The organism is Streptomyces sp. NBC_00988 (assembly GCF_045162645.1).
GTDB lineage: Bacteria > Actinomycetota > Actinomycetes > Streptomycetales > Streptomycetaceae > Streptomyces.
In genome coordinates this window covers 10,657,645-10,681,416 of sequence record NZ_CP108730.1, presented here as the reverse complement: position 1 = coordinate 10,681,416, position 23,772 = coordinate 10,657,645, and the positions used below count along the sequence as shown (strand labels likewise).

The 23,772-nt window shown below is 70.6% G+C and carries 19 protein-coding genes; 6 read left to right on the top strand and 13 right to left on the bottom strand.

Going from position 1 to position 23,772, the window contains the following annotated elements; all coding sequences use genetic code 11:
* Nucleotides 1–25 precede the first annotated feature (25 nt).
* Complete coding sequence (locus OG496_RS48155) at nucleotides 26–2,497, bottom strand: ATP-dependent Clp protease ATP-binding subunit (protein ID WP_405975398.1); 2,472 nt, start codon at nucleotides 2,495–2,497, stop codon at nucleotides 26–28.
* A gap of 134 nt (nucleotides 2,498–2,631) precedes the next feature.
* On the opposite strand from OG496_RS48155, the gene OG496_RS48150 reads away from it, so the two are divergent.
* Complete coding sequence (locus OG496_RS48150) at nucleotides 2,632–4,992, top strand: ATP-binding cassette domain-containing protein (RefSeq protein ID WP_405975397.1); 2,361 nt, start codon at nucleotides 2,632–2,634, stop codon at nucleotides 4,990–4,992.
* 74 nt (nucleotides 4,993–5,066) lie between these two features.
* Here OG496_RS48150 and OG496_RS48145 read toward each other — a convergent pair whose 3' ends face one another.
* The 6 genes from OG496_RS48145 to OG496_RS48120 all read right to left on the bottom strand — a co-directional run bounded on the left by OG496_RS48145 (nucleotide 5,067) and on the right by OG496_RS48120 (nucleotide 11,773).
* Nucleotides 5,067–6,197: an alanine--tRNA ligase-related protein gene (locus OG496_RS48145; RefSeq protein ID WP_405975396.1), complete on the bottom strand. Its 1,131-nt coding sequence runs from the start codon at nucleotides 6,195–6,197 to the stop codon at nucleotides 5,067–5,069.
* Nucleotides 6,198–6,315: 118 nt separating this feature from the next.
* The gene (locus OG496_RS48140) at nucleotides 6,316–7,251 is read right to left on the bottom strand and encodes a lysophospholipid acyltransferase family protein (protein WP_405975395.1); all 936 of its coding nucleotides are present in this window, start codon (nucleotides 7,249–7,251) and stop codon (nucleotides 6,316–6,318) included.
* Nucleotides 7,251–8,024 carry a GNAT family N-acyltransferase gene (locus OG496_RS48135; protein WP_318020471.1) on the bottom strand — a complete coding sequence of 258 codons (774 nt, stop codon included), beginning with the start codon at nucleotides 8,022–8,024 and terminating at the stop codon, nucleotides 7,251–7,253. The genes OG496_RS48140 and OG496_RS48135 overlap by 1 nt, the downstream gene beginning before the upstream one ends.
* Nucleotides 8,025–8,401: 377 nt before the next feature.
* Nucleotides 8,402–9,151: a succinate dehydrogenase/fumarate reductase iron-sulfur subunit gene (locus OG496_RS48130; RefSeq protein WP_405975394.1), complete on the bottom strand. Its 750-nt coding sequence runs from the start codon at nucleotides 9,149–9,151 to the stop codon at nucleotides 8,402–8,404.
* Complete coding sequence (locus tag OG496_RS48125; protein WP_405975393.1) at nucleotides 9,148–11,100, bottom strand: fumarate reductase/succinate dehydrogenase flavoprotein subunit; 1,953 nt, start codon at nucleotides 11,098–11,100, stop codon at nucleotides 9,148–9,150. Before OG496_RS48125 ends, OG496_RS48130 begins: the two co-directional genes overlap by 4 nt.
* A 1-nt stretch (nucleotide 11,101) precedes the next feature.
* Entirely contained in the window at nucleotides 11,102–11,773 is a 672-nt protein-coding gene (locus OG496_RS48120) for a succinate dehydrogenase (RefSeq protein ID WP_365299548.1), read from the bottom strand.
* Nucleotides 11,774–11,893: 120 nt separating this feature from the next.
* On the opposite strand from OG496_RS48120, the gene OG496_RS48115 reads away from it, so the two are divergent.
* A complete protein-coding gene (locus OG496_RS48115; protein WP_359614372.1) occupies nucleotides 11,894–12,775 on the top strand; it encodes a LysR substrate-binding domain-containing protein in 882 nt (293 codons plus the stop codon).
* Between the two features lie 765 nt (nucleotides 12,776–13,540).
* On the opposite strand, the gene OG496_RS48110 is transcribed toward OG496_RS48115, so the two are convergent.
* The 4 genes from OG496_RS48110 to OG496_RS48095 all read right to left on the bottom strand — a co-directional run bounded on the left by OG496_RS48110 (nucleotide 13,541) and on the right by OG496_RS48095 (nucleotide 18,700).
* Nucleotides 13,541–14,320 (bottom strand): oxidoreductase, encoded by a 780-nt coding sequence (locus OG496_RS48110; RefSeq protein WP_366491747.1) that lies wholly within the window; start codon nucleotides 14,318–14,320, stop codon nucleotides 13,541–13,543.
* Nucleotides 14,321–14,454: 134 nt separating this feature from the next.
* Nucleotides 14,455–16,590, bottom strand: coding sequence for a putative bifunctional diguanylate cyclase/phosphodiesterase (locus OG496_RS48105; protein ID WP_405975392.1), 2,136 nt, complete (start codon nucleotides 16,588–16,590; stop codon nucleotides 14,455–14,457).
* On the bottom strand, nucleotides 16,587–17,399 hold the full coding sequence (locus tag OG496_RS48100; RefSeq protein WP_366491749.1) for an SAM-dependent methyltransferase: 813 nt from the start codon (nucleotides 17,397–17,399) through the stop codon (nucleotides 16,587–16,589). Before OG496_RS48100 ends, OG496_RS48105 begins: the two co-directional genes overlap by 4 nt.
* Before the next feature lie 341 nt (nucleotides 17,400–17,740).
* Entirely contained in the window at nucleotides 17,741–18,700 is a 960-nt protein-coding gene (locus OG496_RS48095) for an SCO0930 family lipoprotein (protein ID WP_366491750.1), read from the bottom strand.
* A 271-nt stretch (nucleotides 18,701–18,971) separates the two neighbouring features.
* Here OG496_RS48095 and OG496_RS48090 point away from each other — a divergent pair, with 271 nt between their 5' ends.
* From OG496_RS48090 to OG496_RS48080, 3 genes are all read left to right on the top strand, one after another.
* Nucleotides 18,972–19,583: a hypothetical protein gene (locus OG496_RS48090; protein ID WP_366491751.1), complete on the top strand. Its 612-nt coding sequence runs from the start codon at nucleotides 18,972–18,974 to the stop codon at nucleotides 19,581–19,583.
* 16 nt (nucleotides 19,584–19,599) lie between these two features.
* Nucleotides 19,600–20,364, top strand: a complete 765-nt coding sequence (locus tag OG496_RS48085) for a DUF4239 domain-containing protein (RefSeq protein WP_405975391.1) — start codon at nucleotides 19,600–19,602, stop codon at nucleotides 20,362–20,364.
* 222 nt (nucleotides 20,365–20,586) lie between these two features.
* Nucleotides 20,587–21,135 (top strand): hypothetical protein, encoded by a 549-nt coding sequence (locus OG496_RS48080; protein ID WP_405975390.1) that lies wholly within the window; start codon nucleotides 20,587–20,589, stop codon nucleotides 21,133–21,135.
* 95 nt (nucleotides 21,136–21,230) lie between these two features.
* On the opposite strand, the gene OG496_RS48075 is transcribed toward OG496_RS48080, so the two are convergent.
* The gene (locus OG496_RS48075) at nucleotides 21,231–21,737 is read right to left on the bottom strand and encodes a hypothetical protein (protein ID WP_366491754.1); all 507 of its coding nucleotides are present in this window, start codon (nucleotides 21,735–21,737) and stop codon (nucleotides 21,231–21,233) included.
* A gap of 332 nt (nucleotides 21,738–22,069) precedes the next feature.
* Here OG496_RS48075 and OG496_RS48070 point away from each other — a divergent pair, with 332 nt between their 5' ends.
* Nucleotides 22,070–22,741, top strand: a complete 672-nt coding sequence (locus OG496_RS48070) for a class F sortase (RefSeq protein ID WP_366491755.1) — start codon at nucleotides 22,070–22,072, stop codon at nucleotides 22,739–22,741.
* Nucleotides 22,742–22,771: 30 nt separating this feature from the next.
* Here the strand turns inward: OG496_RS48070 and OG496_RS48065 are convergent, their stop codons facing one another.
* Nucleotides 22,772–23,614, bottom strand: coding sequence for a polysaccharide deacetylase family protein (locus OG496_RS48065; protein ID WP_405975389.1), 843 nt, complete (start codon nucleotides 23,612–23,614; stop codon nucleotides 22,772–22,774).
* Between the last annotated feature and the right edge of the window lie 158 nt (nucleotides 23,615–23,772).

Genomic DNA, 23,772 nt, shown 5'->3' with positions numbered 1-23,772 from the left:
CCTGAGGGATGCGAATGCGGTCCGGCTAGTGCGCGGCCGCCTGCCGTGCGCTGATCTCGATCGTTCCGTCGCTCGCGTCGACCCGGGCCTGGTCGCCCGCGTTCAGTTCGCCGGCGAGGAGCATGTCGGCGAGCCGGTCGTCGACCTCGCGCTGGATGGTGCGGCGCAACGGGCGGGCGCCGAAGTCGGGTTGGTAACCGAGGTTCGCGAGCAGGTCCGCCGCCGCGTCGCTGACCTCCAGGGTGACGTCCTGGGCGTGCAGCCTGCGCCGGGTGTGTTCCAGCAACAGGTCGACGATGTCGCGCAGTTGGGCGCGTTCCAGGCCGCGGAAGACGATGATCTCGTCGATGCGGTTGAGGAACTCGGGGCGGAAGTGCTGGTTCAGGACCGGCATCACCGTCTCGCGGACCTTGGCGTAGTCGTCGACGCCCGCCGCGAGGATCCGGTCGGCGCCGATGTTCGACGTCATGATCACGACGGTGTTCTTGAAGTCGACCGTGCGTCCCTGCGAGTCGGTGAGCCGTCCGTCGTCGAGGAGTTGCAGCAGGGTGTTGAAGACATCGGGGTGCGCCTTCTCGACCTCGTCGAGCAGCAGTACGGCGTACGGCTGCCTCCGGACGGCCTCGGTGAGCTGGCCGGCCTCGTCGTGGCCGACGTATCCGGGAGGCGCGCCGACCAGGCGGGAGACGGTGTGCCGTTCCTGGAACTCGCTCATGTCGAGGCGGATCATGCGGCTCTCGTCGCCGAAGAGGGCGGCGGCGAGGGCGCGGGCCAGTTCGGTCTTGCCGACGCCGGTGGGGCCGAGGAAGAGGAAGCTGCCGATGGGCCGGTTCGGGTCGCTCATGCCGGCCCGGGCGCGGCGTACGGCACGGGCGACGGCGGTGATGGCCTCGTCCTGGCCGACGACCCGCTCGTGGAGGTGCTCCTCCAGCTTCATCAGCCGGGCGCGCTCCTCCTCGGTGAGCTGGGCGACGGGGATGCCGGTGGTGCGGGAGACGACCTCGGCGATGTCCTCGGCGGTGACCTTGGGCGCCTGCTCCTCCGCGGAGCCGCCCGCCTTCAACTCGGCCTCGGTGTCCTTGATCCGGTCGCGGATCTCCTTGGCCCGCTCGTACTCCTCGTCGGCGACGGCCTGGTCCTTCTCCCGGTTGAGGGCGGCGAGCCGGTCCTCGGTGTCGCGGGTGTCGGAGAGCGGCGTCTTGGCCCGGAGCCGTACCCGTGCCGCGGCCTGGTCCATCAGGTCGATGGCCTTGTCGGGCAGGAAACGGGCGGTGATGTACCGATCGGACAGCTCGGCCGCCGCGACGACGGCCTCGTCGGTGATACGGACCTGGTGGTGGGCCTCGTAGCGGTCGCGCAGGCCGCGCAGGATCTCGATGGTGTCGTCGACGGTCGGTTCGCCGATCAGGATGGGCGCGAAGCGGCGCTCCAGCGCGGAGTCCTTCTCGATGTACTTGCGGTACTCGTCGACGGTGGTGGCACCGATGAGGTGCAACTGCCCGCGGGCCAGGGCGGGTTTGAGCATGTTGCCCGCGTCCAGCGCGCCGTCACCGCCACCACCCGCGCCGACGACGGTGTGCAACTCGTCGAGGAACAGCACCAGTTCGTCACTGTGCTCGCTGACCTCGTCGAGGAGTTTCTTGAGCCGTTCCTCGAACTCGCCCCGGTACTTGGTGCCGGCGACCATCCCGGCCAGGTCCAGCGACACGAGCCGCTTGCCCGCCAGGGTCTTCGGTACGTCCCCGGCGACGATCCGCTGGGCGATGCCCTCGACGACGGCGGTCTTGCCGACGCCGGGGTCGCCGATGAGGACGGGGTTGTTCTTGCTGCGCCGGGACAGCACCTCGATGGTCTGCTCGACCTCGTCGTCCCGCCCGATCACCGGGTCGAGCCGCCCGGCGCGGGCGTCCTCGGTGAGGTCACGCCCGTACTCGTCGACGGTGGGCGTGCTGCTGGGCCGCTTCCGCTCGGGCTCGGCACCGGTGGGCGACCCGACGCTCTCCCAGCCGCTGCCCGCGAGGGCCTGCCCGGCGGCCGACTCGGGGTTGGCGGCCAGGGCCCGCAGCAGGTGTTCGGGGCCGATGTACGAGGAGTCCTCGGCGCGGGAGATCCGGTACGCGTCCAGCAGGGCCCGCTTGGCGGCCGGGGTGAGCGTGCTGGGTTCGGTCTTCGGGCCGCCCTCGACCCCGGCGGTCAGCCGTTCCCGGATGCGGTCGGGGTCCGCGCCCGCCTCGGCGAGCAGCCGTCGGGTCGACTCCTGCTCGGTGGCGGCGGCCAGCAGATGCCGGGCGTCGAGTTCCTCGCTGCCCTCGACGGCGGCGATGTCCCGCGCCTGGGCCACCAGCTCACGGGCCCGTTCGGAGAGCAGACTCCCGATGTCGACGCGCTGGGCCCGGCGTGACGGCGCCGCCGGCCCCGAACCGCCGAAATACCGGGACATCAGCTCGTCGAATTCCTCGAAGGGGCTGCGTCCGAAACCGAATCCTGGAGTGCTCATGACCACGGACCTTCCGTGCGGCGACTGGGCGGCGACTGGCATCCGTGTCTTCCAACGTGGCACAGCGCGGACGCCCCCGCACCCCCGCAGGTCACCGGGCGGCACACGGAGTGCTCGCATAGACTCGCCGGGTCATGCACAGCCCCGGCACCCCCCGCACCCCCCAGGTCCCCGACTCCTACGTCCGTGTCCGCGACGCCCGCGAGCACAACCTCCAGGGCGTCGACGTCGACATCCCGCGGGACGTGTTGACCGTGTTCACAGGCGTCTCCGGCTCCGGAAAGTCGTCCCTCGCCTTCGGCACGATCTACGCGGAGGCCCAGCGCCGCTACTTCGAGTCGGTGGCGCCGTACGCCCGCCGCCTGATCCACCAGGTAGGCGCGCCGAAGGTCGGCGAGATCACCGGCCTGCCCCCAGCGGTCTCCCTCCAGCAACGCCGCTCGACCCCCACCTCCCGCTCCTCGGTGGGCACGGTCACCAACCTCTCCAACTCCCTGCGCATGCTGTTCTCCCGAGCAGGCGACTACCCGCCCGGCGCCGCACGCCTCGACTCCGACGCCTTCTCCCCCAACACGGCGGCGGGCGCATGCCCGGAGTGCCACGGCCTCGGCCGGGTCCACCGCACCACCGAGGCATCCCTCGTCCCCGACCCCTCGCTGTCGATCCGCGAGGGCGCGATCGCCGCGTGGCCGGGCGCCTGGCAGGGCAAGAACCTGCGCGACATCCTCGACACGCTCGGCTACGACGTGGACGTACCGTGGCGCGAACTCCCCGCCGACGCGCGGAAGTGGATCCTCTTCACGGACGAGCAACCGGTGGTGACGGTCCACCCCATCCGGGACGCGGACCGCATCCAACGCCCGTACCAGGGCACGTACATGAGCGCCCACCGCTACGTCATGAAGACCTTCTCGGACACGAAGAGCCCGACCCTACGGGTGAAGGCGGAACGCTTCCTGACGAGCTCCCCCTGCCCGGTCTGCGGAGGCAGCAGACTGCGTGCCGAGTCCCTGGCGGTGACGATCTCGGGCCGCACGATCGCCGACCTGGCCGCGCTGCCGCTGGCGGAGCTGGCAGGCACGCTAAACGGAACCTCGGAGGCGGCCCGCGTCCTGACCGAGGACCTCACCTCCCGTATCGCACCGATCCTCGAACTCGGCCTCGGCTACCTCAGCCTGGACCGCGCGACCCCCACCCTCTCGGCGGGCGAACTCCAACGGCTGCGCCTGGCAACCCAGTTGAGGTCCGGCCTCTTCGGCGTCGTCTACGTCCTGGACGAACCGTCCGCCGGGCTGCACCCCGCGGACACGAAGGCCCTGCTCACGGTCCTGGACCGGCTGAAAGCCGCGGGCAACTCGGTGTTCGTGGTGGAGCACCACCTGGACGTCATGCGCGCCGCCGACTGGCTGGTGGACGTGGGCCCGCTGGCCGGCGAGCACGGCGGACGGGTACTGCACAGCGGACCGGTGGCGGAGCTTGCGGCGGTGGAGGAATCGGCGACGGCCCGCTTCCTCTTCGACGACTCCCCCACGCCGGCCCGCGAAGTCCGCTCACCGCGAGGCGAGTTGAAGGTGGGCCCGGTGACGCGGCACAACCTGCGGGACGTGACGGCCGAATTCCCGCTAGGCGTGTTCACAGCGGTAACCGGCGTCTCGGGCTCAGGCAAATCCACGCTGATCGGCGAGATCACCGAGGAACTCCCGGGCGTGGGACGCCTGGTGTCGGTCGACCAGAAACCGATCGGCCGCACCCCCCGCTCGAACCTGGCCACCTACACCGGTCTCTTCGACGTCGTCCGCAAGGTCTTCGCGGCAACCGACGAGGCACGCCAACGGGGTTACGGCGTAGGCCGGTTCTCCTTCAACGTGACGGGCGGCCGCTGCGAGACCTGCCAGGGCGAGGGCTTCGTCAGCGTGGAGCTGCTCTTCCTGCCGAGCACGTACGCGCCCTGCCCGGACTGCGGCGGGGCACGCTACAACCCCGAGACACTCCAAGTGACGTACCGGGGACGGAACATCGCGCAGGTCCTCGACCTGACGGTGGAGGGCGCGGCGGAGTTCTTCGCGGACACCCCGTCTGTGGCCCGCAGCCTCGCCGCGCTGCTGGACGTGGGCCTCGGTTACCTCCATCTGGGGCAGCCCGCCACCGAGTTGTCCGGCGGCGAGGCCCAACGCATCAAGCTGGCCACGGAGTTGCAACGCGGCCGGCGCGGCCACACCCTCTACCTCCTCGACGAACCGACAACCGGCCTCCACCCGGCCGACGTAGAGGTCCTCCTCCGCCAACTCCACGGCCTCGTCGACGCGGGCCACACCGTGGTGGTGGTCGAGCACGACATGGCGGTGGTGGCGGGCGCGGACTGGGTGATCGACATGGGGCCGGGTGGAGGAGACGAGGGGGGCAGGATCGTGGCGGCAGGCCCACCCGGTGAGGTGGCAAGGGCGCCCGGAAGCACTACGGCACCCTTTCTAGCAAGGGCGATGGCAACTTCGTAGGGGCGCGGGGCTGTGTCAATGTGCGGCTCCGCCGCGCGGGCGCGACCAGCCCCTACACACCCGCAACCGACCAACTACCCCTGAAGACCGGCAACCCACTCCCGGGGCAACCCATAAGTGTCATGGAGGTGGCGGAAGTCCTCCTCACTCAACGGCCCCCGGAACTCCGGCCGAGACAACACCCGCCGCCCCCGCTCAAGAAGTTGGGTGAACCGCCGCTCCTCCTCCAGCAACATCCCCCGCACGGTGCCGGTACCGACAAGCTCCACCGGCAGATCGGACAACGTACGCGAGTCGTCGTCCCGCCGCAGAACGGTGAGCAGCCGCCGAATCAACCGCCGCACCACATACCCACGGCCCGTGTTGGACGGCCGCACCCCTTCCCCGATGACGACCACGCTCGACCGCAGATGATCACAGACGACCCGCAGGGAACGCTCGTCCAGAACCCACAGCGTCGGAAGAACCCTCATCCACGGCTCGAACAGATCCGTCTCATAGACCGACCGCCGCCCTTGAAGGACGGACACCAGCCGCTCCAACCCCATCCCCGTGTCGACGTTGACCTGCCGCAACGGAACCAGCCCACCGTCCTCCCCACGCTCAAACCGCATGTGCACGTGATTCCAGATCTCCACCCACCGCGAATCACCGGTCGGGCTGCCCTCCGGCGGCCCGTCCCCCGTCCAGAAGAAGATCTCCGAGTCGGGCCCACACGGCCCCACAGGCCCGTTGGACCACCAGTTCTCGTCCCGGGTCGACTCGACCGGCACACCCAACTCCCGCCAGGTGTCCAGCGATTCAAGGTCGGGGCCCACCTGCTCATCGCCCCCGAAGACAGTGACGTACAACTTCTCGCGCGGGATGCCGAAGCCGTCGCGCAGCAGCTCGTACCCCCAACGCAGGCTCTGCGGATGGCCGTAGTCGCCCAACGACCATGAGCCGAGCATCTCGAACACGGTCAGATGGGTGAGGTCGCCGACCTCGTCGAGATCCGTGGTGCGCAGACAGCGTTGGACGTTGACGAGCCGCCGCCCCTGTGGATGCGGACGGCCCTGGAGGTACGGCGTGAGCGGGTGCATGCCGGACGTGGTGAAGAGGACCGGGTCCGAGGGCGGCGGCAGGAGCGAGCTTCCGGTGATCGACTCGTGCCCGCGTTCGCGGTAGAAGTCGAGGAACGTACGGACGACGTCGTCGGTGTTCATGGCGGTGGTTCCTTCGGGTCGGGTGGGGACCGGAAGGGACCGCGGGGCAGCGTGCGAAAGGGCTGGAAACGACAGTCCCGGCGGTCCGTTTCCGGCCGCCGGGAGAGGTCAGTGAGGTTCAGGCGTCGGCGGCCGGCGAGCTGGTCGCTCGCGCGGTCGCGGTCGTGCCGGTGTGCCTGATGATCCTCATGGACGCCACGCTAACAGGACGCCTCCGCGCCGTCCTGCGGATTTTCACCGGGGCCTGTGCCACCGACGTGCAGTGGTCCTGGTGCTGGTGCTGAGCCGTCACCCCGGCCTGCGCCGCACAGGCGAGGGAGCGGCGGTCGGGGTGGCTGCCCGGAGCTATGGTCTCGCCCACCTCCACCTCGGCTTCGAGCCCGCGCGTCGACACGACCCGCCACACCGAGGTGAGCAGGGAGTCGCTGCCGACGAAGGCGGGCACGGTGCTGGCGGTGCCGTCGGTCAGGTAGTGCAGGCCGACCGGCTGGACGGGGACTCCGGCGTCCAGCGCGGCCTGGAAGACGGCCCGCCGGAAGTGGCCCTGGGCCCGGCCGCACCAGGTGCTGCCCTCGGGGAAGACGGCGACCGCCCCGCCGGCGCGCAGGGCGCCCGCGATGGACGCGACCGTCTCGGGGAGCGCGCGCAGCCGGTCGCGGTCGATGAACAGGGCGCCGCTGCCCGCGGTGAGAGTCCCGGCGACGGGCCAGTGCCGGATCTCGGCCTTGGCCAGCATGCGGGCCGGGCGTACGGCGGCCAGCAGCGGGATGTCCAGCCACGAGATGTGGTTGGCGACCAGCAGCAGCCCGCCGGTGGGCGTGGTGGTGCCGGTGATGCGGAGCCGGATGCCGGCGGCCCGGACGATGGTCCGGCACCACCAGCGCACCGCGCGGGCGGGGATCCGCCCGCCGATCGGGGTGAGCGCGGCCCCGGCGGCCACCACGACCAGGACGGTCACGAAGCGCAGCACGGCGCGCGGTACGGCCGTGACGGACCCCTTCGACTCGATGCACGCCCTGGGGGTGCAGGGCGCGCTGGGCAGCCAGACGCTCATCACGCCGGGACGAGCGAGAGGAAGTGCCGCAGATAGCGCGGGTTGACCCGGCGCATCGACAGCAGCACGTACAGGTCGGCGACCCCGAAGTCCGGGTCGTGGGCGGGCTCGCCGCACACCCAGGCACCGAGGCGGACGTATCCGCGCAGCAGCGGCGGGAGTTCGACGCGTCCGGCGGGGCGGGTCACGCCGTCGGCGCTCCAGGGCAGCAGCGGTCGTACCCGGAACTCCTCCGGGGCGAGGTGCTTGGCGCTGACCCGGTCCCAGGTGCCGGCGGCGAGGGCGCCGCCGTCGGCGAGCGGGATGGAGCAGCAGCCGGCGAGCCACTCGTGGCCGCGGTCGACCATGTAGCGGGCTATGCCGGCCCAGATGAGGCCGATGACGGCGCCGTCGCGGTGGTCGGGGTGGACGCAGGAGCGGCCGACCTCGACGAGGCCCGGGCGGATCGAGTCGAGAGGGGCGAGGTCGAACTCGCTCTCCGAGTAGAGCCGTCCGGCGACGGCGGCGCGCTCGGGCGGCAGCAGCCGGTAGGTGCCGACCACCTGCCCGGTGACCGTGTCGCGGACGAGGAGGTGGTCGCAGTAGGCGTCGAAGGCGTCCACGTCCAGGCCGGGCTGCGGGCTGGAGAGGTGGGCGCCCATCTCCCCGGCGAAGACGTCGTGCCGCAGCCGCTGCGCGGCACGCACATCGTCCTCGTCGCGGGCGAGCGTGACGGTGTAGCGGGTCGGCGCGGCGGGCTGCGAGGGACGGTCGAGGGTGGAAACGCCGGTCATGGCTCTCCCTGATCACGGGCCGGGTTCGGCGAGGGGAACTGGCTGGCCGGTTCCGTACGTCCAGCCGCAACAGTTCTTCCTACGCCGGGCGTCCTGCGCGTGACCTGTGCCCGGAGCCGGGATGTGGGGTTGTTGAACGGCGTCCTCACACCCCGGCGCTCAACACCTGGCGTTCACCCGGGCGCGGTCCGGCGGTGTCCCGGAACGGCGGCCGACGGCCGTAAGCCGTCAACGACGGGGGTCCGGTGGGAGTTCCCGCATCCCCTCAGCCGCTCGAAAATGCCTGGCGGGACCGGGGATGAGCACCACTCCCGGTCCCGCCCGTCCGCATCTTGTCGGCGAACGTTCTTGCCCCCTAAGGGAGTTCGTGCGGGAGTTCAGCGCTTGGCGGCCTTTCGGGTGGCCCGCAGCCATTCCTTGTTCATGCCGGTGATGGAGACCAGCGGGATGCCCTTCGGGCAGGCGGTGGCGCATTCGCCGGCGAGGGTGCAGCCGCCGAAGCCCTCGTCGTCCATCTGCGCGACCATGTCGAGGACGCGGGTCTCGCGCTCGGGGGCGCCCTGCGGGAGGACGTTGAGGTGGTTGATCTTGGCGGAGGTGAAGAGCATCGCGGCCCCGTTCGGGCACGCGGCTACGCACGCTCCGCAGCCGATGCACTCGGCGTGCTCGAAGGCGAAGTCGGCGTCCGGTTTGGGTACGGCGGTGGCGTGGGCCTCGGGGGCGCCGCCGGTCGGGGCGGTGATGTAGCCGCCGGCCTGGATGATCCGGTCGAAGGCCGTGCGGTCCACCACGAGGTCCTTGACGACCGGGAAGGCGGAGGCGCGCCACGGTTCGATGTCGATAGTGTCGCCGTCCTCGAAGGAACGCATGTGGAGCTGGCAGGTGGTGGTGCGCTCGGGGCCGTGCGCGTCGCCGTTGATGACGAGGGAGCACGCGCCGCAGATGCCCTCGCGGCAGTCGTGGTCGAAGGCGACCGGGTCCTCGCCCTTGAGGATGAGTTCCTCGTTGAGGGTGTCGAGCATCTCCAGGAACGACATGTCCGTGGAGATTCCGTCCACTTGGTAGGTGGACATGGCGCCTTCGGCGTCGGCGTTCTTCTGCCGCCAGACGCGCAGGGTGAGCTTCATGCGTAGCTCCGCTGGGTGGGGTGGACGTACTCGAAGACCAGGTCTTCCTTGTGCAGTACGGGAGATGAGCCGGTGCCGGTGAACTCCCAGGCGGCCGCGTAGCTGAACTCGTCGTCCCTGCGCTCCGCTTCGCCGTCCGGGGTCTGCGACTCCTCGCGGAAGTGGCCGCCGCAGGACTCGGCGCGGTTCAGCGCGTCGAGGCACATCAGCTCGGCGAGTTCGAGGTAGTCGACGATCCGGTTCGCCTTCTCCAGCGACTGGTTGAACTCCTCGCCGGTGCCCGGGACCTTGATGCGCCGCCAGAACTCCTCGCGGATCTGCGGGATCCGTTCCAGCGCCTTGCGCAGTCCGCTGTCGGTGCGGGCCATGCCGCAGAACTCCCACATGAGTTCGCCGAGTTCACGGTGGAAGGAGTCGGGGGTGCGGTCGCCGTCCACCGCGAGGAGGAGGTTGAGGCGGTCCTCGGTCTCCGCCAACACCTCCTGCACGGCGGGGTGTTGGACGCCGATCTCCTCGTGTCCGGGGTTCCGGGCGAGGTAGTCGTTGATCGTCGCCGGGAGGACGAAGTAGCCGTCGGCGAGGCCCTGCATCAGCGCGGAGGCGCCGAGGCGGTTGGCGCCGTGGTCGGAGAAGTTGGCCTCGCCGATCGCGAACAGGCCCGGGATGGTGGTCTGGAGGTCGTAGTCGACCCAGAGGCCGCCCATCGTGTAGTGCACGGCGGGGTAGATCCGCATCGGGACCGAGTACGGGTCCTCGGCGGTGATCCGGGCGTACATGTCGAAGAGGTTGCCGTACTTCTCCTCGACGGCCTTCCGCCCCAACCGCCCGATGGCGTCGGCGAAGTCGAGGTAGACGCCCTGCCCGCCGGGGCCGACCCCGCGCCCCTCGTCGCACACGTTCTTCGCGGCGCGGGAGGCGATGTCGCGGGGCACGAGGTTGCCGAAGGCAGGGTAGATGCGCTCCAGGTAGTAGTCGCGCTCGTCCTCGGGGATCTGGTTCGGCGGGCGTTCGTCACCCTTGGCCTTCGGCACCCAGATCCGGCCGTCGTTGCGCAACGACTCACTCATCAGCGTGAGTTTGGACTGGTGGTCGCCGGTGCGCGGGATGCAGGTGGGGTGGATCTGCGTGAAGCACGGGTTGGCGAACAAGGCTCCGCGCCGGTGCGCCCGCCAGACGGCGGTGGCGTTGGAGTTCATGGCGTTCGTCGACAGGTAGAAGACGTTGCCGTAGCCGCCGCTGGCAAGGACGACGGCGTCCGCGAAGTACGTCTCGATACGGCCCGTGATGAGGTCGCGGGCGACGATCCCGCGCGCCTTCCCGTCCACGAGGATCAGGTCGAGCATCTCGGTGCGCGGGTGCATCTCGATGTTGCCGGCGGCGATCTGCCGGGAGAGCGCCTGGTAGGCGCCGAGGAGGAGTTGCTGGCCTGTCTGGCCGCGGGCGTAGAAGGTGCGCGACACCTGCACGCCGCCGAAGGAGCGGGTGTCGAGCAGGCCGCCGTACTCCCGCGCGAACGGCACGCCCTGCGCCACGCACTGGTCGATGATCTCCACCGAGATCTGCGCCAGGCGATGGACGTTGGACTCGCGGGCCCTGAAGTCGCCGCCCTTGACGGTGTCGTAGAAGAGGCGGTGGACGGAGTCGCCGTCGTTGCGGTAGTTCTTCGCGGCGTTGATGCCGCCCTGGGCGGCGATCGAGTGGGCGCGGCGCGGGGAGTCCTGGAAGCAGAACTGGACGACGTGGTAGCCCTGTTCGGCGAGGGTGGCGCCGGCGGAGCCGCCCGCGAGGCCGGTGCCGACGACGATCACCGTGTGTTTGCGTCGGTTGGCGGGGTTGACGAGTTTGGCCTCGAAACGGCGGGTGTCCCAGCGCTCGTTGATGGGGCCGGTGGGCGACTTGGTGTCGGTGACGGGTTCCCCGGTCGTGAAGTCGGCGTATTCAGGGGCCATTTCAGCTCACCACTCCGGTCATGACGCCCACGGGTACGGCGATGAAGCCGGCCGTGAGCAGCAGCGCGAGGACATTGGCGACGGTCTTCAGGGCGCGGTCGCGGCTGCGGCTGCCCGCGCCGAGAGTCTGCGCGGCGCTCCAGAAGCCGTGCCGGACGTGCAGGCCGAGGGCGAGCATCGCGACGATGTAGATCGTGTCGCCGTACCAGGTGGAGAAGGTGTCCACGACGTTCTGGTACGGGTGGCCCTCCTGGAAGCCGCCCGAGTGCACGGTGCCGGTCGTCAGGTCGAGGATGTGCCAGACGATGAACAGGGCGAGGATGATGCCGCCCCAGCGCATGGTGCGGGTGGCGTAGGTCGCCCGGCGTTTCTTGTGGACGTACTTGCTGGGGCGCGCCTTGATGTCGCGGCGGCTGAGCTGGTACGCGGAGACGGCGTGGGCGATCACGGCGACGACCAGCACGATGCGGATCAGCCAGAGCGTCCACTCGTAGTGCATGAAGGGTTCGCCGACGGTGCGCAGCCAGTGGGCGTAGTGGTTGAACTCGCCCGCGCCGAAGAAGATCTTGAGGTTCCCGATCATGTGGACGACCAGGTACAGCAGCATGATCAGGCCGCTGACGGCCATCACTGTCTTCTTGCCGACGGAGCTGTCCCACACCGTGCGCGCCATCGACGGCCGTCGGTCCGTCCGCGTTGCCAGAGCCATGTCTACGGACGTTAGACGCGAGAGAGTCGATCGGTCCAAGACATGATCTGCCTGGTTTCCATAGCCTACGACTATCATCGGTGGATGCAGTTCCAGCAGCTCCAGTACTTCGTGGCCGTCGCCGAGACCCGGCACTTCACCCGGGCCGCCGATCTGGTCCATGTCGCGCAGCCCTCGCTGTCCCAGCAGATCAAGGCGCTGGAGCGGGAGCTGGGCGCGGATCTGTTCCTGCGGGCCCGCGGCAACATCACGCTGACGGACGCGGGCGAGGCGCTGCTGCCGCTGGCCCGGCGCATCCTCGCGGACGCGGACACGGCCCGGCACGAGGTGCTCGAACTGGTCCAACTCCGCAGCGGCCGCGTCCGGTTGGGCGCAACCCCGAGCCTGTGCACGGGCCTGCTCCCGGACGTACTCCGCGCCTTCCACGACCGCTATCCGGGCATCCGGCTGCTGATCGAGGAGGGCGGTTCGCACGATCTCGTACGCGAACTCGCGCGCGGCGCACTCGACTTGGCGTTGGTGGTCCTGCCGTTGCCCACCCCCTCACCGGCGTTGACGACGGTGGAGCTGCTCCGCGAGGACCTCGTGGTCGTCTCCTCACCGGAGGCACCGGCGCCGGGCCGCGGCCGGACGGTGCGGATCTCCGACCTGGAGGGCGAACGCCTGGTGATGTTCCGGCACGGCTACGACCTGCGCGAACTGACCGTCGCCGCCTGCCGCGCCGAGGGCTTCGAACCCGACTTCGCGGTGGAGGGCGGCGAGATGGACGCGGTCCTCGGCTTCGTCCGGGCGGGGCTCGGCGTGGCCGTCGTACCGCGCATGGTCGCCACGAAGTCCGGCCGCGGGCTGCGGGTGACACCGCTGGCGCGGCCCGGGCTGCATCGGACGATCGCCCTCGCACACCGCAGCGATGTGGCTCCGCCGCGGGCGGCTAGGGAGTTGCAGCGGATGTTGTTGGAGCGGTGAGGTGAGCTGCGCGGGCTCGGCGGGGGGCTGGTGCGGAAGCCGTTTGCAGCGGAAGCGGTGGGCTGCGCGGACTCGGGAGGCGGCGGCGGGCGTGGATGTCAGTTGCGGCGGCTGCGGCTGCGGCGAGCTATGAACCCCGGGAGCTCGGCGGGGTCTTGAAGCAAATACTGCGGGAGCTGTGAGCCGCAGCGTCCCGCCTGGGCGCTGTCGCTGACGCCCAGCGCAGGAGGTGCTCCGGGAGTAGTTGGCCTCGCGGGCGCACCCGTGCGCCGACACGGACGCCAGGTATGGCAGGTGCCGTGGAAGCGGTGAACTCCGCGAACTCGGCCGGACTCTCATTCGGATGCCGTGGGAGCGGGGAGCCGCAGCGCCTCGCCCGGGCGCTGTCGCTGATGCCCGGCACAGCTGGTGCTACGGAAGCAGCCGGCCTCGCGGGCCCGCCTGGGCGCCGGATGCGCCGGCTGCTGTGGAGCGGTGCCCTCCGTGAACTCGGCGGGACCCTGACGCGGATGCCGTGGGCCGCAGCGCCTCACCCGGGCGCTACGGCTGATGCCGATCGTGGCAGGTGCGGGTCGGAGCCGTCGGCCTCGCAGGCCCACCCGGGCGTCGGCTCGGGCGCCAGGTGTGGCCGGTGCTGCGGGAGCGGTGGGCCACGTGGTTCCACCCGGTCGCCAGTGCCGATGCCGGTTGTGGCAGCCGCCGTAGAAGCAGTGGCAACCGGGCGGCGCCGTACGGGAGTTCATCGACCGTCGGCACCTGGCAGGTTCACCAGGTCGGGATGAGTCCGCCGTCGATCACCAGGTCGCTGCCGGTGAGGTTGGCGGCGCGGTCGCCGGCGAGGAAGAGGACGACGTCGGCGATCTCGGCGGGCTTGGAGAAGCGGCCGGTGACGGTGGCGCCGGCGGCCTGGGCCGCGACCTCGGCCGGGGTGAGGCCGGTGGCGGCCGACACGGTCTCGGCCACTCCGCCGCCGCCGAGCCACAGCTCCGTCTCTACCGGGCCGGGGCTCACGGTGTTGACGCGGATGCCCTTCGGGCCGACCTCCTTGGACAGGGCCTTGGAGAAGGCGACCAGGGCGGCCTTGCCCGCGCTGTAGTCGATGACCAGCGGGTCGGGCAGCGTCGCGTTGACCGAGCCGATCGTGATCACGGAACCCCGGCCGGCGGCCAGCATCAGCGGGAGGGCGGCGCGGGTGACGCGTACCGCCGTGAGGAGGTTCAGGTCGAGGGTGCGCTGCCAGTCCTCGTCGGTCACGGACAGGAAGCCGCCGGTGCGGGGCGGTGCCGTGCCGACGTTGTTCACCAGGACGTCGACGCGCCCGCCCGCCGCTTCGATCAGCCGCTCGGCCGCGCCGCGCTCCCCGAGGTCGACCGGCACCCAGGTGACGGAGCCCGCCTTGACCAGCGCGTCCAGCCCCTCGGTGGTCGTACGGGATCCGGCGACGACGCTCGCGCCCGCACCGGCCAGCGCCTCCACGACCGCGAGTCCGATGCCCTTGCTGGCGCCCGTCACCACGGCGGTCCGGCCCTGCAGTTCGGTGCTCATGGAGTCCGGCTCCTTCGCGATGAGGTCTGCTTCTCGGGACGGCAGTCCGCCGGCCCGCCGTGCGTCCGCCCCGGGCCATCCTCGCGCAGCCGCCGCGAAGGCGCCGCACGAGACCGGTACCCGGGGTCACCGCCTCACCCCGTCGCGTCCACCAGCGCCAGGTCGTGCAGTCGCTCCGGCGGGCCCGGACGGGCGTAGTACCAGCCCTGGGCGGTGTCGCAGCCGAGTATCCGCAACTGCTCGGCCTGCGCGCCGGTCTCGACGCCCTCGACCGTCACCGCGAGGTTCAGGCTGTGGGCGAGGGAGACGATGCCCTCGACGATCTTGAGGTCGACGGGGTCGGCCGGGAACTGCTGCATGCTCTGGGTGAAGGAGCGGTCCAGCTTGAGGATGCTGACGGGCAGGCGGCGGAGGTTGGCGAGGTTGGAGTAGCCGGTGCCGAAGTCGTCGAGGGCGATGTCGACGCCCATCTCGGCGAGGCGCCGCAGCGGCTTCAGGAGGTCGTCGTCGGCGCCGATCAGCGCCGACTCCGTGACCTCCAGGCAGAGCGTGTCGGGGGCGACGCCGGTGCGCTCCAGGATGTCGACGGTGTCCTGGACCAGGCCGGGGTGGGTGAGCTGGCAGGGCGAGAGGTTGACGTTGATGCGCAGGGGGACGTCGTCGCCGTACGTCTCGCGCCAGGCGCGGGCCTGGCGTACGGACTGTTCCAGGACCCAGCGGCCCAACGGGACGATCAGGCCGGTGTGTTCGGCGAGCGGGATGAAGCGGTCGGGGCTCAGGACGCCGTGCTGCGGGTGCAACCAGCGGACCAGGGCCTCCGCGCCGCGCACGCTGCCGTCGCCGAGGTGGACCAGCGGCTGGTACTCGATGAAGAACTCGTTGCGGTCCAGGGCGGCCGGAAGTGCCGTGGTCAGTCCGTGGCGTGTGATCGCGCGGGCGTCGGCCTCCGGGTCGGCGAGTTCGAAGCGGTTGCCGCCCGCGGACTTGGCCCGGTACATGGTGATGTCGGCGCTGCGCAACACCTCCGCGGGGCCGCGCTCGCCGGCAGGGCCCTCGACGATGCCGATGGAGCCGCGCACGGTGAGATCGCGGCCGTCGATGCTGACGGGGGTGATCAGGGCGTTCATGATGCGGCCCGCGAGTTCGTCGACCTCGCGCTCGGTGTCGGGGCCGGTGGTCAGCGCGACGAACTCGTCGCCGCCGAGCCGGGCGACCATCTCGCCGGGTGCGGTCGCACACGACTGCAACCGGTCGGCGACCTCGACGAGCAGCCGGTCGCCGGCCGCGTGGCCGAGGCTGTCGTTGATGGTCTTGAAGCCGTCGAGGTCGAGGTAACACAGCCCGAACCGCTGGTTGTTGCCGGCGCCGACCGCCTTCTCCAGGCGTTCGAAGAACAGGGTGCGGTTCGGGAGGCCGGTGAGGGCGTCGTGGGTCGCCTCGTAGCGCAGCCGCAGGTTGAGCAGCCGCCTCTCGGTGGTGTCCTCCATGAGGGCCAGCTGGTACTGCGGGTTGCCGTCGGCGTCGCGCAGCAGGGAGACCGTGAGGTTGGTCCACAGGACCGTTCCGTCAGGCCGGTAGAACGCCTTCTCGACGTGGTAGTGCTCGCGCTCGCCGCGGACGAGTTCGTCGTAGAGGGTCCAGGTCTGGGGGGCGTCGTCCGGGTGGGTCCACTCGCGGACGTTGCGGCCGCTCATGGTCTGGTCGTTGATGCCGAACATGCGCAGCAGCGCGCCGTTGACCTGGAGGATGTTGCCGTCGAGGTCGGCCATGCCGATACCTATGGCCGCGCCCTCGAAGACCGCGCGGAAGCGGGCCTCGGTCGCGTGCAGGGCCTGGGCGACGACGCCCTGGGCCTGGAGGGCGGCCACGGAGATGGCCTCCTGCTCGGCCAGCGTGCGCTCGCGCAGTGCCTGGGCGAAGCCGGCGGCCATGGCGTGCTGGAGGCGGGCCGAGCGGATCCGCAGGTCCTCCTGGGAGCCGTCGCCGCCGCAGTAGAGCACCAGGTAGGCGTCGACGCACTCCAGGGTGCGGGTGAGGGCGTCGGGGTCGGTGCAGTGCGCGGAGACGAGGGCGGCGCCGACCGCCTTGCCCTCCTCGGCCTCGAAGGTCCTGGCGCGCAGCGCCTCGCTCAACCGCCGTGCCAGCGGCAGGAGAAGCTCCTCGAACTCGGGCCGGGTCAGCGACGTGGAGGTCGCCGGGAACACCGCCCGGCTCCAGATGGTCGCGAACCTGCGCAGTCTGCCCTCCGGCCCGTCCGGCTCGGCGATCACGCCGCGCGTCCTACGCCGGCGAATCCGGAGAAGGAGTACGGATCCTCGTCCTCCAGCACTGTGTCCGGCCGCCACTCCGGCATCGGCACCAGTCCCGGTTCCACCATGTCGTACCCCTCGAAGAACCGCGCGATCTCCTCGCGCGAGCGCATGATCAGCGGATTGCGAATGTCCTTGTACACGTCGACCGCGCCCTCCGCCCGCTCCGGTGGCAGCGGGATTCCCTCGTACGAGGCATGGGTGAGGATCAGCAGGCTGCCGGGCGCGAGTGCCTCGCGCAGCTGTGCCACCGCTCCGTACGGGTCGTCCGCGTCTTCCACGAAGTGCAGTATGGCAACGAGAAGTAAGGCCACTGGCCGATTCACGTCGATCAGCCGCCGCACCTCGGCGCTCGCCAGGATCTCCTGGGGCTTGCGGAGATCGGCCGCGACGACGTCCGCGGTCTCGTTGCCGGCCAGGACGGCCTGGCTGTGCGCGACCGCCACCGGGTCGTGGTCGACGTACATGACATGGGCGCCGGGGCTGGCCGCCTGGGCCACCTCGTGGACGTTTCCGAAGGTGGGAATTCCGGAGCCGATGTCGAGGAACTGGGTGATGCCCTCAGCGGCCGCGAAGCGTACGGCGCGACGCATGAACGCCCGGTTCGCCTGCATGATCTTGGGAAGTCCCGGGAGGAACTCCATGGCCTTGCGGGCCGCTTCCCGGTCGACCTCGAAGTTGTGCGAACCGCCCAGGTAGTAGTCGTAGATACGCGAAACGCTCGGCACCGAGATGTCGATGCTTCGTGGTGCCCAGGCGGGACGCTCCATGTATCTCTCCAAGGCGTAGGCGATCCGGTGTTCGAGCTGAGGCTACTGATCGCCCGCCAAAGGGTCGAGCGGAAACGGAAATTGACCATCCGTTCCCGTTGATTGCCGGTGGCACGTGCCGAATTGACGTGCGGGACATGCGGAGAAGCGCGGAGAATGCCGGAATTGCTGCATGGAATACGGCAAAGCGGCCCGCCCCCTCCGTGCGGTGCGGAGGGGGCGGACCTGGGGTCGCGCGCGCTGCTGTGTTGTTCGGCATTTCTGTCGCTTGCCCGCGACCCTCCCTTCCGCGTTTCGGGTGCCGAGTGGGCGGGGGGCGATCAACCCTGGGGAGGTTCTCGCTACTCCGCGGGCGCGCCGACCGGCTTGCCTTCAGGGGAGACGGCGTACCAAGTGCCGCCCACGCCCTGTCCGTTGGTCTGTCCGGCGGCCGTGTCACCGGAGAAGGTGTAGATGGGCCAGCAGTTGACGGTCATCTGCTTGACGCCGTCGGGGCGGGTGAAGCCCATGAGGCCCTTCTTCTGCACACCCTTGGTGTCGTTCGCCGAGACGATGCCGACGGCCGGCCACTTCTTCGCGCAGTCGCCGAGGCAGTTCGACACCGACTTCGGCCATGCCTTGTCCTTGAGGAAGCGGTAGACCGTGTGGCCGTTCTTGTCGACGACGATGTCGCCGAGCTTGGCGTCCTTCTTCACGGACAGACCGGGCAGGCTGGCAAGGGTCGCCTTCTTGCCGTCGGGGGCGAGCGCGTACCACTTGGCACCCACGCCCTGGCCGTTGACGTCACCGGCGTTGACGTCCTTGGCGTAGCGGTAGGCGGGCCAGCCGCCGACGGTCAGCTGCTTGGTGCCGTCGGTGCGGGTCACCTCGCCGAGGAGGGCCTTGTCGATACCGGCGCCGGCCGTGGCGTCGTCCGCGGGAACCGGCGGCCAGGCGGTGGCGCAGTCGCCGTCGCAGTTCGACTTGGGGGGATTGGCCGTGTCGGCGTCGAATCGGTAGAGGGTGAGGCCGGCGCCGTCGCTCAACACCTTGCCGAGGTCGGGGTTGTTGGCAACGGTCAGCTGGCCCGCGGGCTCGGCGGCGGCGGCCTGCTGGCCGTCGGCTCCGTAGCCGTTGCCGGCACCGGTGCTGGCGCTCGCCGTGGCGCCGACGCTTCCGTAACCTCCGGCCGCCGCCGTGGCACCGACGTTCTGTGCCGCAGAGGAAGGCGTGGTCACGTTTTCCGAACCGCACGCCGCCGTCAACGCCATGACGGACACGGCCGTCGCCGCGAGTGAGGCGCTCCGCCAGGAGGTCTTCATCGTCAACTCCCCATAATCACCTGGATGTTGCAGCGCCCGTCTGTGCCGCCGCACGGTCCTAGGTACGGGTGGGGACCACGGAAGTGTTCAACCGCCGCACAAATTTCTTTCCGACCCCTGTGACACGGCGGCTCCGTCTCGTACGCCCGTGCGCATCCGGCCGTGTCCGACGGTCGGCTCGTCAAACGGCCGTACGCCGCCTTCCACTCCTTCGGGGCAATCCTCCCGCGCCCCGGCGCGCCCCCGCCCGCGAGGCCTCATGATCTCCGTCGTGCATGGACCCGAACCGACCCGAACCGCCCTCGCCGCAAGGGTGTTGACCCTGGTGACGCTGACCTGGCTGCTGGCGGGCGCACCGGCGGGCCTGGCAGCGGCCGACGCGTGTGCGTACGCCTCGACGGGGCCCGACGGCACGGAGGCGGTGGCGGTGGCCGGCGGCGACTGGCCGACTCCCCCGGTCTGCCCGAAGCCGACCCCGCCGCCGCCCTGCCCGTCCCCGACGCCCACCCCGCCACCGCCCGCTCCGGCGCCGCCTCCCCCGCCGAAGCCCACCCCGACCCCGACACCCAGGCCGACGCCGAAGCCGCGGCCCACCCCGAAGCCCACCCCGCCACCACCCGCTCCGGCGCCGCGCCCGGCCCCGGCGGCTCCGCTGCCCCGGGTGGTCCCGACCCCCACGCCCACACCGACGCCGACTCCCACTCCGACGCCGAAGCCATCGCCCAAGCCCACCCCGCATCCCTCGGCGTCCCCGGTGAGTTATCCGAAGTACCACGCCCAGCCGCGTCCGCGGCCGGCCACCAACCGGACGCCGCCGGTCGTCTACGTCCTGCTCATCACCCTGCCCGCGGTGGTCGCCATCGTCGCGCTGCGTCCACGCTGATCCCCGGAGGAACCTCTTGTCGGAATGGCTTGTTCTCGTCCTCGCGATGGCGGCGGCCTGCGTCGTCGTCGTCATCATCACGTTCCTGCGCGAACGCTCGGTGTCCGAGGACGAGGACCCCAGTGAGACCCCGGACGTCATCGAGTACATGACGATGTGGATCGGCGTGGTGTACGCCATCGTCCTGGGCCTCGCGATCGCCGGTGTCTGGGAGGCCCGCAGCGCCGCCCAGGACCACGTACAGGCGGAGGCACAGGCGCTGCACGAGATCTCGGAGCGGGTGCGGGTCTACCCGGCGGACGAACGCGACCGCGTCCGGGCCGACGTCCAGGCCTACGTCTCACAGGTCGTCGACGTCGAGTGGAAGACGATGGCCGACCACGAGAAGCTCACCCAGCGCGGCACCGACCTCCTGGAGCGCATCCGCGCGGACGTCACCGACTACCAGCCGAAGACGGACTTCCAGGCGCAGGCCTACCAGCCGCTCGTCGACCAGGTGACCGCCGTGGACTCGGCACGCAACGCCCGTTCGGACTCCACCGGGGCGACCATGCCGTCGGTGGTGTGGTTCGGGCTGCTCGCCGGGGCCGTGATCACCATCGGCATGGTGTTCGCGCTGCAGATCCGGCGTACGACACGGGAGCTGATCCTCGCCGGGCTGTTCTCGGCGCTGATCGCCTTCCTGCTGTTCCTGATCTGGGACTTCGACGCGCCGTACAGCCGCGGTATCACGGCCTCGGCGCAGCCGTTCCTGAACCTCTTCCCGCACCTCAAGGACTGACGGCCCCTCACCGGAGCCGGTCAGCGGGGGACGTCCGCCACGCCGCGGGCGTCCCCCGGTCGCACGAACGGTGTCCCCTGTGCGGCCCACACCGTTGCCCCATTCGCGCGACTGCGATCGCGGGAGCGCACACATGTTCCTAGCGTTTCGGTCATCGAGGTGCATTTACGGCGCAAGCGGAAAAGGTCTGCTGCTGCTCCTCGGGGACCCGGAGGAATCACCATGCGCGCGATACGCGTCGCTTCGGCCGCACTGCTGGGCATCAGCGCCCTCGCCCTGTCCGCGCCGGTCGCCGTCGCGAAGGGCGACGGCAACCACAACATCACGCCGTTCGGCTTCAGCGTCCTTCCCTCGACGATCGCGGCGGGCGGCCAGGTGACCCTGCAGCTCGACCGGGACCAGGGCGGCTGCAAGGGCTCCGCCACGGTCTCCTCCGGGGTCTTCGACACCGTCAGGATCTCGCCGGGGCAGTCCTCGGCGTCGGCGATGGTCGACTGGGACGCCAGGCCGGGCGCGGTGTACCAGGTGACGTTCACGTGTGACGGCGTGAGCGGTTCCACGGGTCTGACCATCGCCTCGGGCCGTACGAACAACAACATCCAGCCGCTCCAGCCGGCCCAGCAGATGCCCCGCGGGGTCCGCGCCGGTGAGGGCGGCAGCATCGCCGGCTTCGACCTCAAGGAGCTCGGCATCGGCGCGGCCCTCATCGCGGGTTCGGTGGGCGCGGCCTACCACTTCTCGCGCCGCCGTACCGGAGAGGACGGCGCCTGACCACGGCCGCCACCCGCACAGGCCTTCGCCCCGGAACCCGCAAGGGTCCGGGGCGAAGGCCTGTCACATGCGCCTGAACTCCGAAGGGGAGGAGGTCAGATCCCGCGCTCGGTGCGGCGGCGCATCCAGAACACCCCGCCGCCCACGACGGCCGCGGCGACCAGGCCGCCGCCGATCGCCATGTCGGTCGGGGTCGCCCCGGCGCTGCTGCTGCCGCCGAGCCCGCCGCGGACACCGCCGATGACGGTGTAGGCATCGTCACGGGTCAGCGAGGAACCGTTGGAGCAGCGGACCGTGATGCTGTACGAGCCCGGGGTGGCCGACCGGCTGATCCTGGCCGTTCCGCTGGACGTCGTACCGGAGTTGCCGAGCAGGGAAAGGTTGGCGGGGCGTTCGAACCCCGGTGAGGTCGCCATGGCGTTGCCGCCGCTGAAGCAGCCGTCGACCGTGACGGTGAGCTGGCCGCCGCGGGCGATCACGCTGGGCAGGGCGACGATGTTGCTGGGGCTGGCGCCCATGCCGTCCGCGACGGCCACCGGGGCGGCGAGCCCCAGGACGGCCACCGCGGCACCGGCGGCAGCCAGGGCACGAGTTGTACGCATGTCATCCTCCGCGGAAGGCGCCCCGGGACCCGTCCCCGGTCGATCGGCGAGAAAACGCCTCCCAGACGCACCCTCAGATGCCTTGCACGCGCCCGCATTTCGAGAATGGTCCGTCCTGGTGAGAGGACACGCCGAAGGAAAAGCGCACAATCGGATATTGCCGCAGGTCACGGACCGTCAGAAAATTCCTGCGGGCGTCAACTCGTATGGCGCACATAAGGATGTCCGGGCCACCCGTTCGCGCTTTCCCCGTCGCCGGTTCCGGCTTCGGGACTTAGCGTTCTCGTATGCGCGATTGACGGGGCGACGGCCGCGTCGAGAGGGGATGGCGAATGTCTGCGTCGGAGCTGTCCGAGCTTGCCGAAGAGGAGGAGCGGCAGAAGAAGCGCGCCCCGTGGGGAGTGATAGCGCTTGTTCTGCTGACCGGTCTCGCGCTCATTCGGAATGGTTCCGGGGAGTTCGACGTGGGACCGCCCCAGCCGGCGACGGCGGCCGCCGCGGACGCCCGCACCGGCCACACCACGTTCGGCAAGGTCCCGGCCCCGCTGCCGTACTCCGTCGCCGACCGGGTGCGGATCCCCGCGATCCGGGTCGACGCCCCGGTCATGCCGGTGGGCCTGGACGCGGACGGCTGGGTGGGCGCCCCGCCGCCGGAGGACCCGAATCTGGCGGGCTGGTTCACCGGCGCCGTCTCCCCCGGCGAAAAGGGCACGGCGGTCGTCGTCGGCCACGTCGACAACAAAATGGGCCCCGCCGTGTTCTACGGACTCGGGGCCCTCAAGAAGGGAAATCGCGTCGAGGTCGAGCGCAAGGACGGAAAGACGGCCGTATTCGAGATCTACGGCATCGAGGTCTTCGAGAAGAAGGACTTCCCCGGCGACCGCGTCTACGCGTCCAAGGGAACTCCGGAACTCCGCGTCATCACCTGCGGCGGCGGTTTCTCCAAGCAGAACGGCTACGACGGGAACGTCGTCGTCTTCGCCCGCCTGGTCGAGGTCCGCTGAGCGTTCCCCGGCCGGGCGGGCGAAGACCCGTCAGGTGGTGGTGCGGCGGCGCGGCAGCGTCATGTGGTAACCGGAGTCCAGCAGGTGCGGCAGGTATTCGCGCAGCGCCTTCACACTCTGGGTCCGGTCGCCCCCGGCGTCGTGCGAGAGCACCACGACGCCGGGGGCGGCGCCGTCCTCGACCGCGTTGACGATGTGCGGGACGCCGGGGGTGTCCCAGTCGAGGGTGTCGACGGTCCACGCGAGGGGTTCCATGCCCATCTCGGAGCCGAGCTGGAAGGTGGCCCGGTTCCAGGCGCCATAGGGGGCGCGGAACCACTGCGGGCGCTCCCCGTAGGCGTCCTCGATGACGTCACTGGTGCGTTCCATCTCCGAGCGGATCTGACCGCGGGTCAACTTGGTGAGCAGCGGGTGGGACCAGGTGTGGTTGCCGACGACGTGGCCCTCGTCGGACATGCGGGCGAGCAGATCCCGGTTCCAGTCGGCCATCTCGCCGCAGACGAAGAACGTGGCGCGGACGTCGTACTCGGCGAGGGTGTCGAGGATGTGCGGGGTGTAGCGGGGGTCGGGTCCGTCGTCGAAGGTCAGGACCATGGTGTTGCCGCGTCCGGACATGCGCAGGAAGGGTTCGTGCCGCACCGGGACGTGGGCGGGGGTGGTGTGGGGCGCGCCGTATCCGGCCACGGGCTGGAGGCGGTAGGAGGAGGGCTTGCGCGTGAGGAGCGGTGGGGGCCCGGCGGCGGGAGCGGTGACCCGGGCCGGGGCGTCGTCCGAGAGTCCGGAGTACAGCAGACCGGCGGTGCCGGCCGCCCCCACGGCAGCGGCGCCGGCGAGCAGGGCCCGTCGGCGCGTGAGCAACTGATCCTTCTTCATGACTCATCAGTCGCCCGCGTGAGCCCCGGCGCCCCACGGCAACACCGGTGCGGCGGCAGGAAAACACCCGCCCGGCCCAGTGAGCTTCTTCGAGTTGGCCACCGATCAGGTGACGGTCCATGAAGCGCAACGAGCGAGGCCCCCGGGCTGTTGATCGA

Excerpts from the sequence above, each read along its gene's own strand:
- OG496_RS48135 (WP_318020471.1), bottom strand. The coding sequence starts at position 8,024 with ATGACCGGCGTTTCCACCCTCGACCGTCCCTCGCAGCCCGCCGCGCCG.
- OG496_RS48065 (WP_405975389.1), bottom strand. The coding sequence starts at position 23,614 with ATGAAGAAGGATCAGTTGCTCACGCGCCGACGGGCCCTGCTCGCCGGC.
- OG496_RS48155 (WP_405975398.1), bottom strand. The coding sequence starts at position 2,497 with ATGAGCACTCCAGGATTCGGTTTCGGACGCAGCCCCTTCGAGGAATTC.
- OG496_RS48115 (WP_359614372.1), top strand. The coding sequence starts at position 11,894 with ATGCAGTTCCAGCAGCTCCAGTACTTCGTGGCCGTCGCCGAGACCCGG.
- OG496_RS48100 (WP_366491749.1), bottom strand. The coding sequence starts at position 17,399 with ATGGAGCGTCCCGCCTGGGCACCACGAAGCATCGACATCTCGGTGCCG.
- OG496_RS48145 (WP_405975396.1), bottom strand. The coding sequence starts at position 6,197 with ATGAACACCGACGACGTCGTCCGTACGTTCCTCGACTTCTACCGCGAA.
- OG496_RS48070 (WP_366491755.1), top strand. The coding sequence starts at position 22,070 with ATGTCTGCGTCGGAGCTGTCCGAGCTTGCCGAAGAGGAGGAGCGGCAG.
- OG496_RS48125 (WP_405975393.1), bottom strand. The coding sequence starts at position 11,100 with ATGGCCCCTGAATACGCCGACTTCACGACCGGGGAACCCGTCACCGAC.
- OG496_RS48130 (WP_405975394.1), bottom strand. The coding sequence starts at position 9,151 with ATGAAGCTCACCCTGCGCGTCTGGCGGCAGAAGAACGCCGACGCCGAA.
- OG496_RS48120 (WP_365299548.1), bottom strand. The coding sequence starts at position 11,773 with ATGGCGCGCACGGTGTGGGACAGCTCCGTCGGCAAGAAGACAGTGATG.
- OG496_RS48110 (WP_366491747.1), bottom strand. The coding sequence starts at position 14,320 with ATGAGCACCGAACTGCAGGGCCGGACCGCCGTGGTGACGGGCGCCAGC.
- OG496_RS48140 (WP_405975395.1), bottom strand. The coding sequence starts at position 7,251 with ATGAGCGTCTGGCTGCCCAGCGCGCCCTGCACCCCCAGGGCGTGCATC.
- OG496_RS48080 (WP_405975390.1), top strand. The coding sequence starts at position 20,587 with ATGCGCGCGATACGCGTCGCTTCGGCCGCACTGCTGGGCATCAGCGCC.
- OG496_RS48150 (WP_405975397.1), top strand. The coding sequence starts at position 2,632 with ATGCACAGCCCCGGCACCCCCCGCACCCCCCAGGTCCCCGACTCCTAC.
- OG496_RS48095 (WP_366491750.1), bottom strand. The coding sequence starts at position 18,700 with ATGAAGACCTCCTGGCGGAGCGCCTCACTCGCGGCGACGGCCGTGTCC.
- OG496_RS48075 (WP_366491754.1), bottom strand. The coding sequence starts at position 21,737 with ATGCGTACAACTCGTGCCCTGGCTGCCGCCGGTGCCGCGGTGGCCGTC.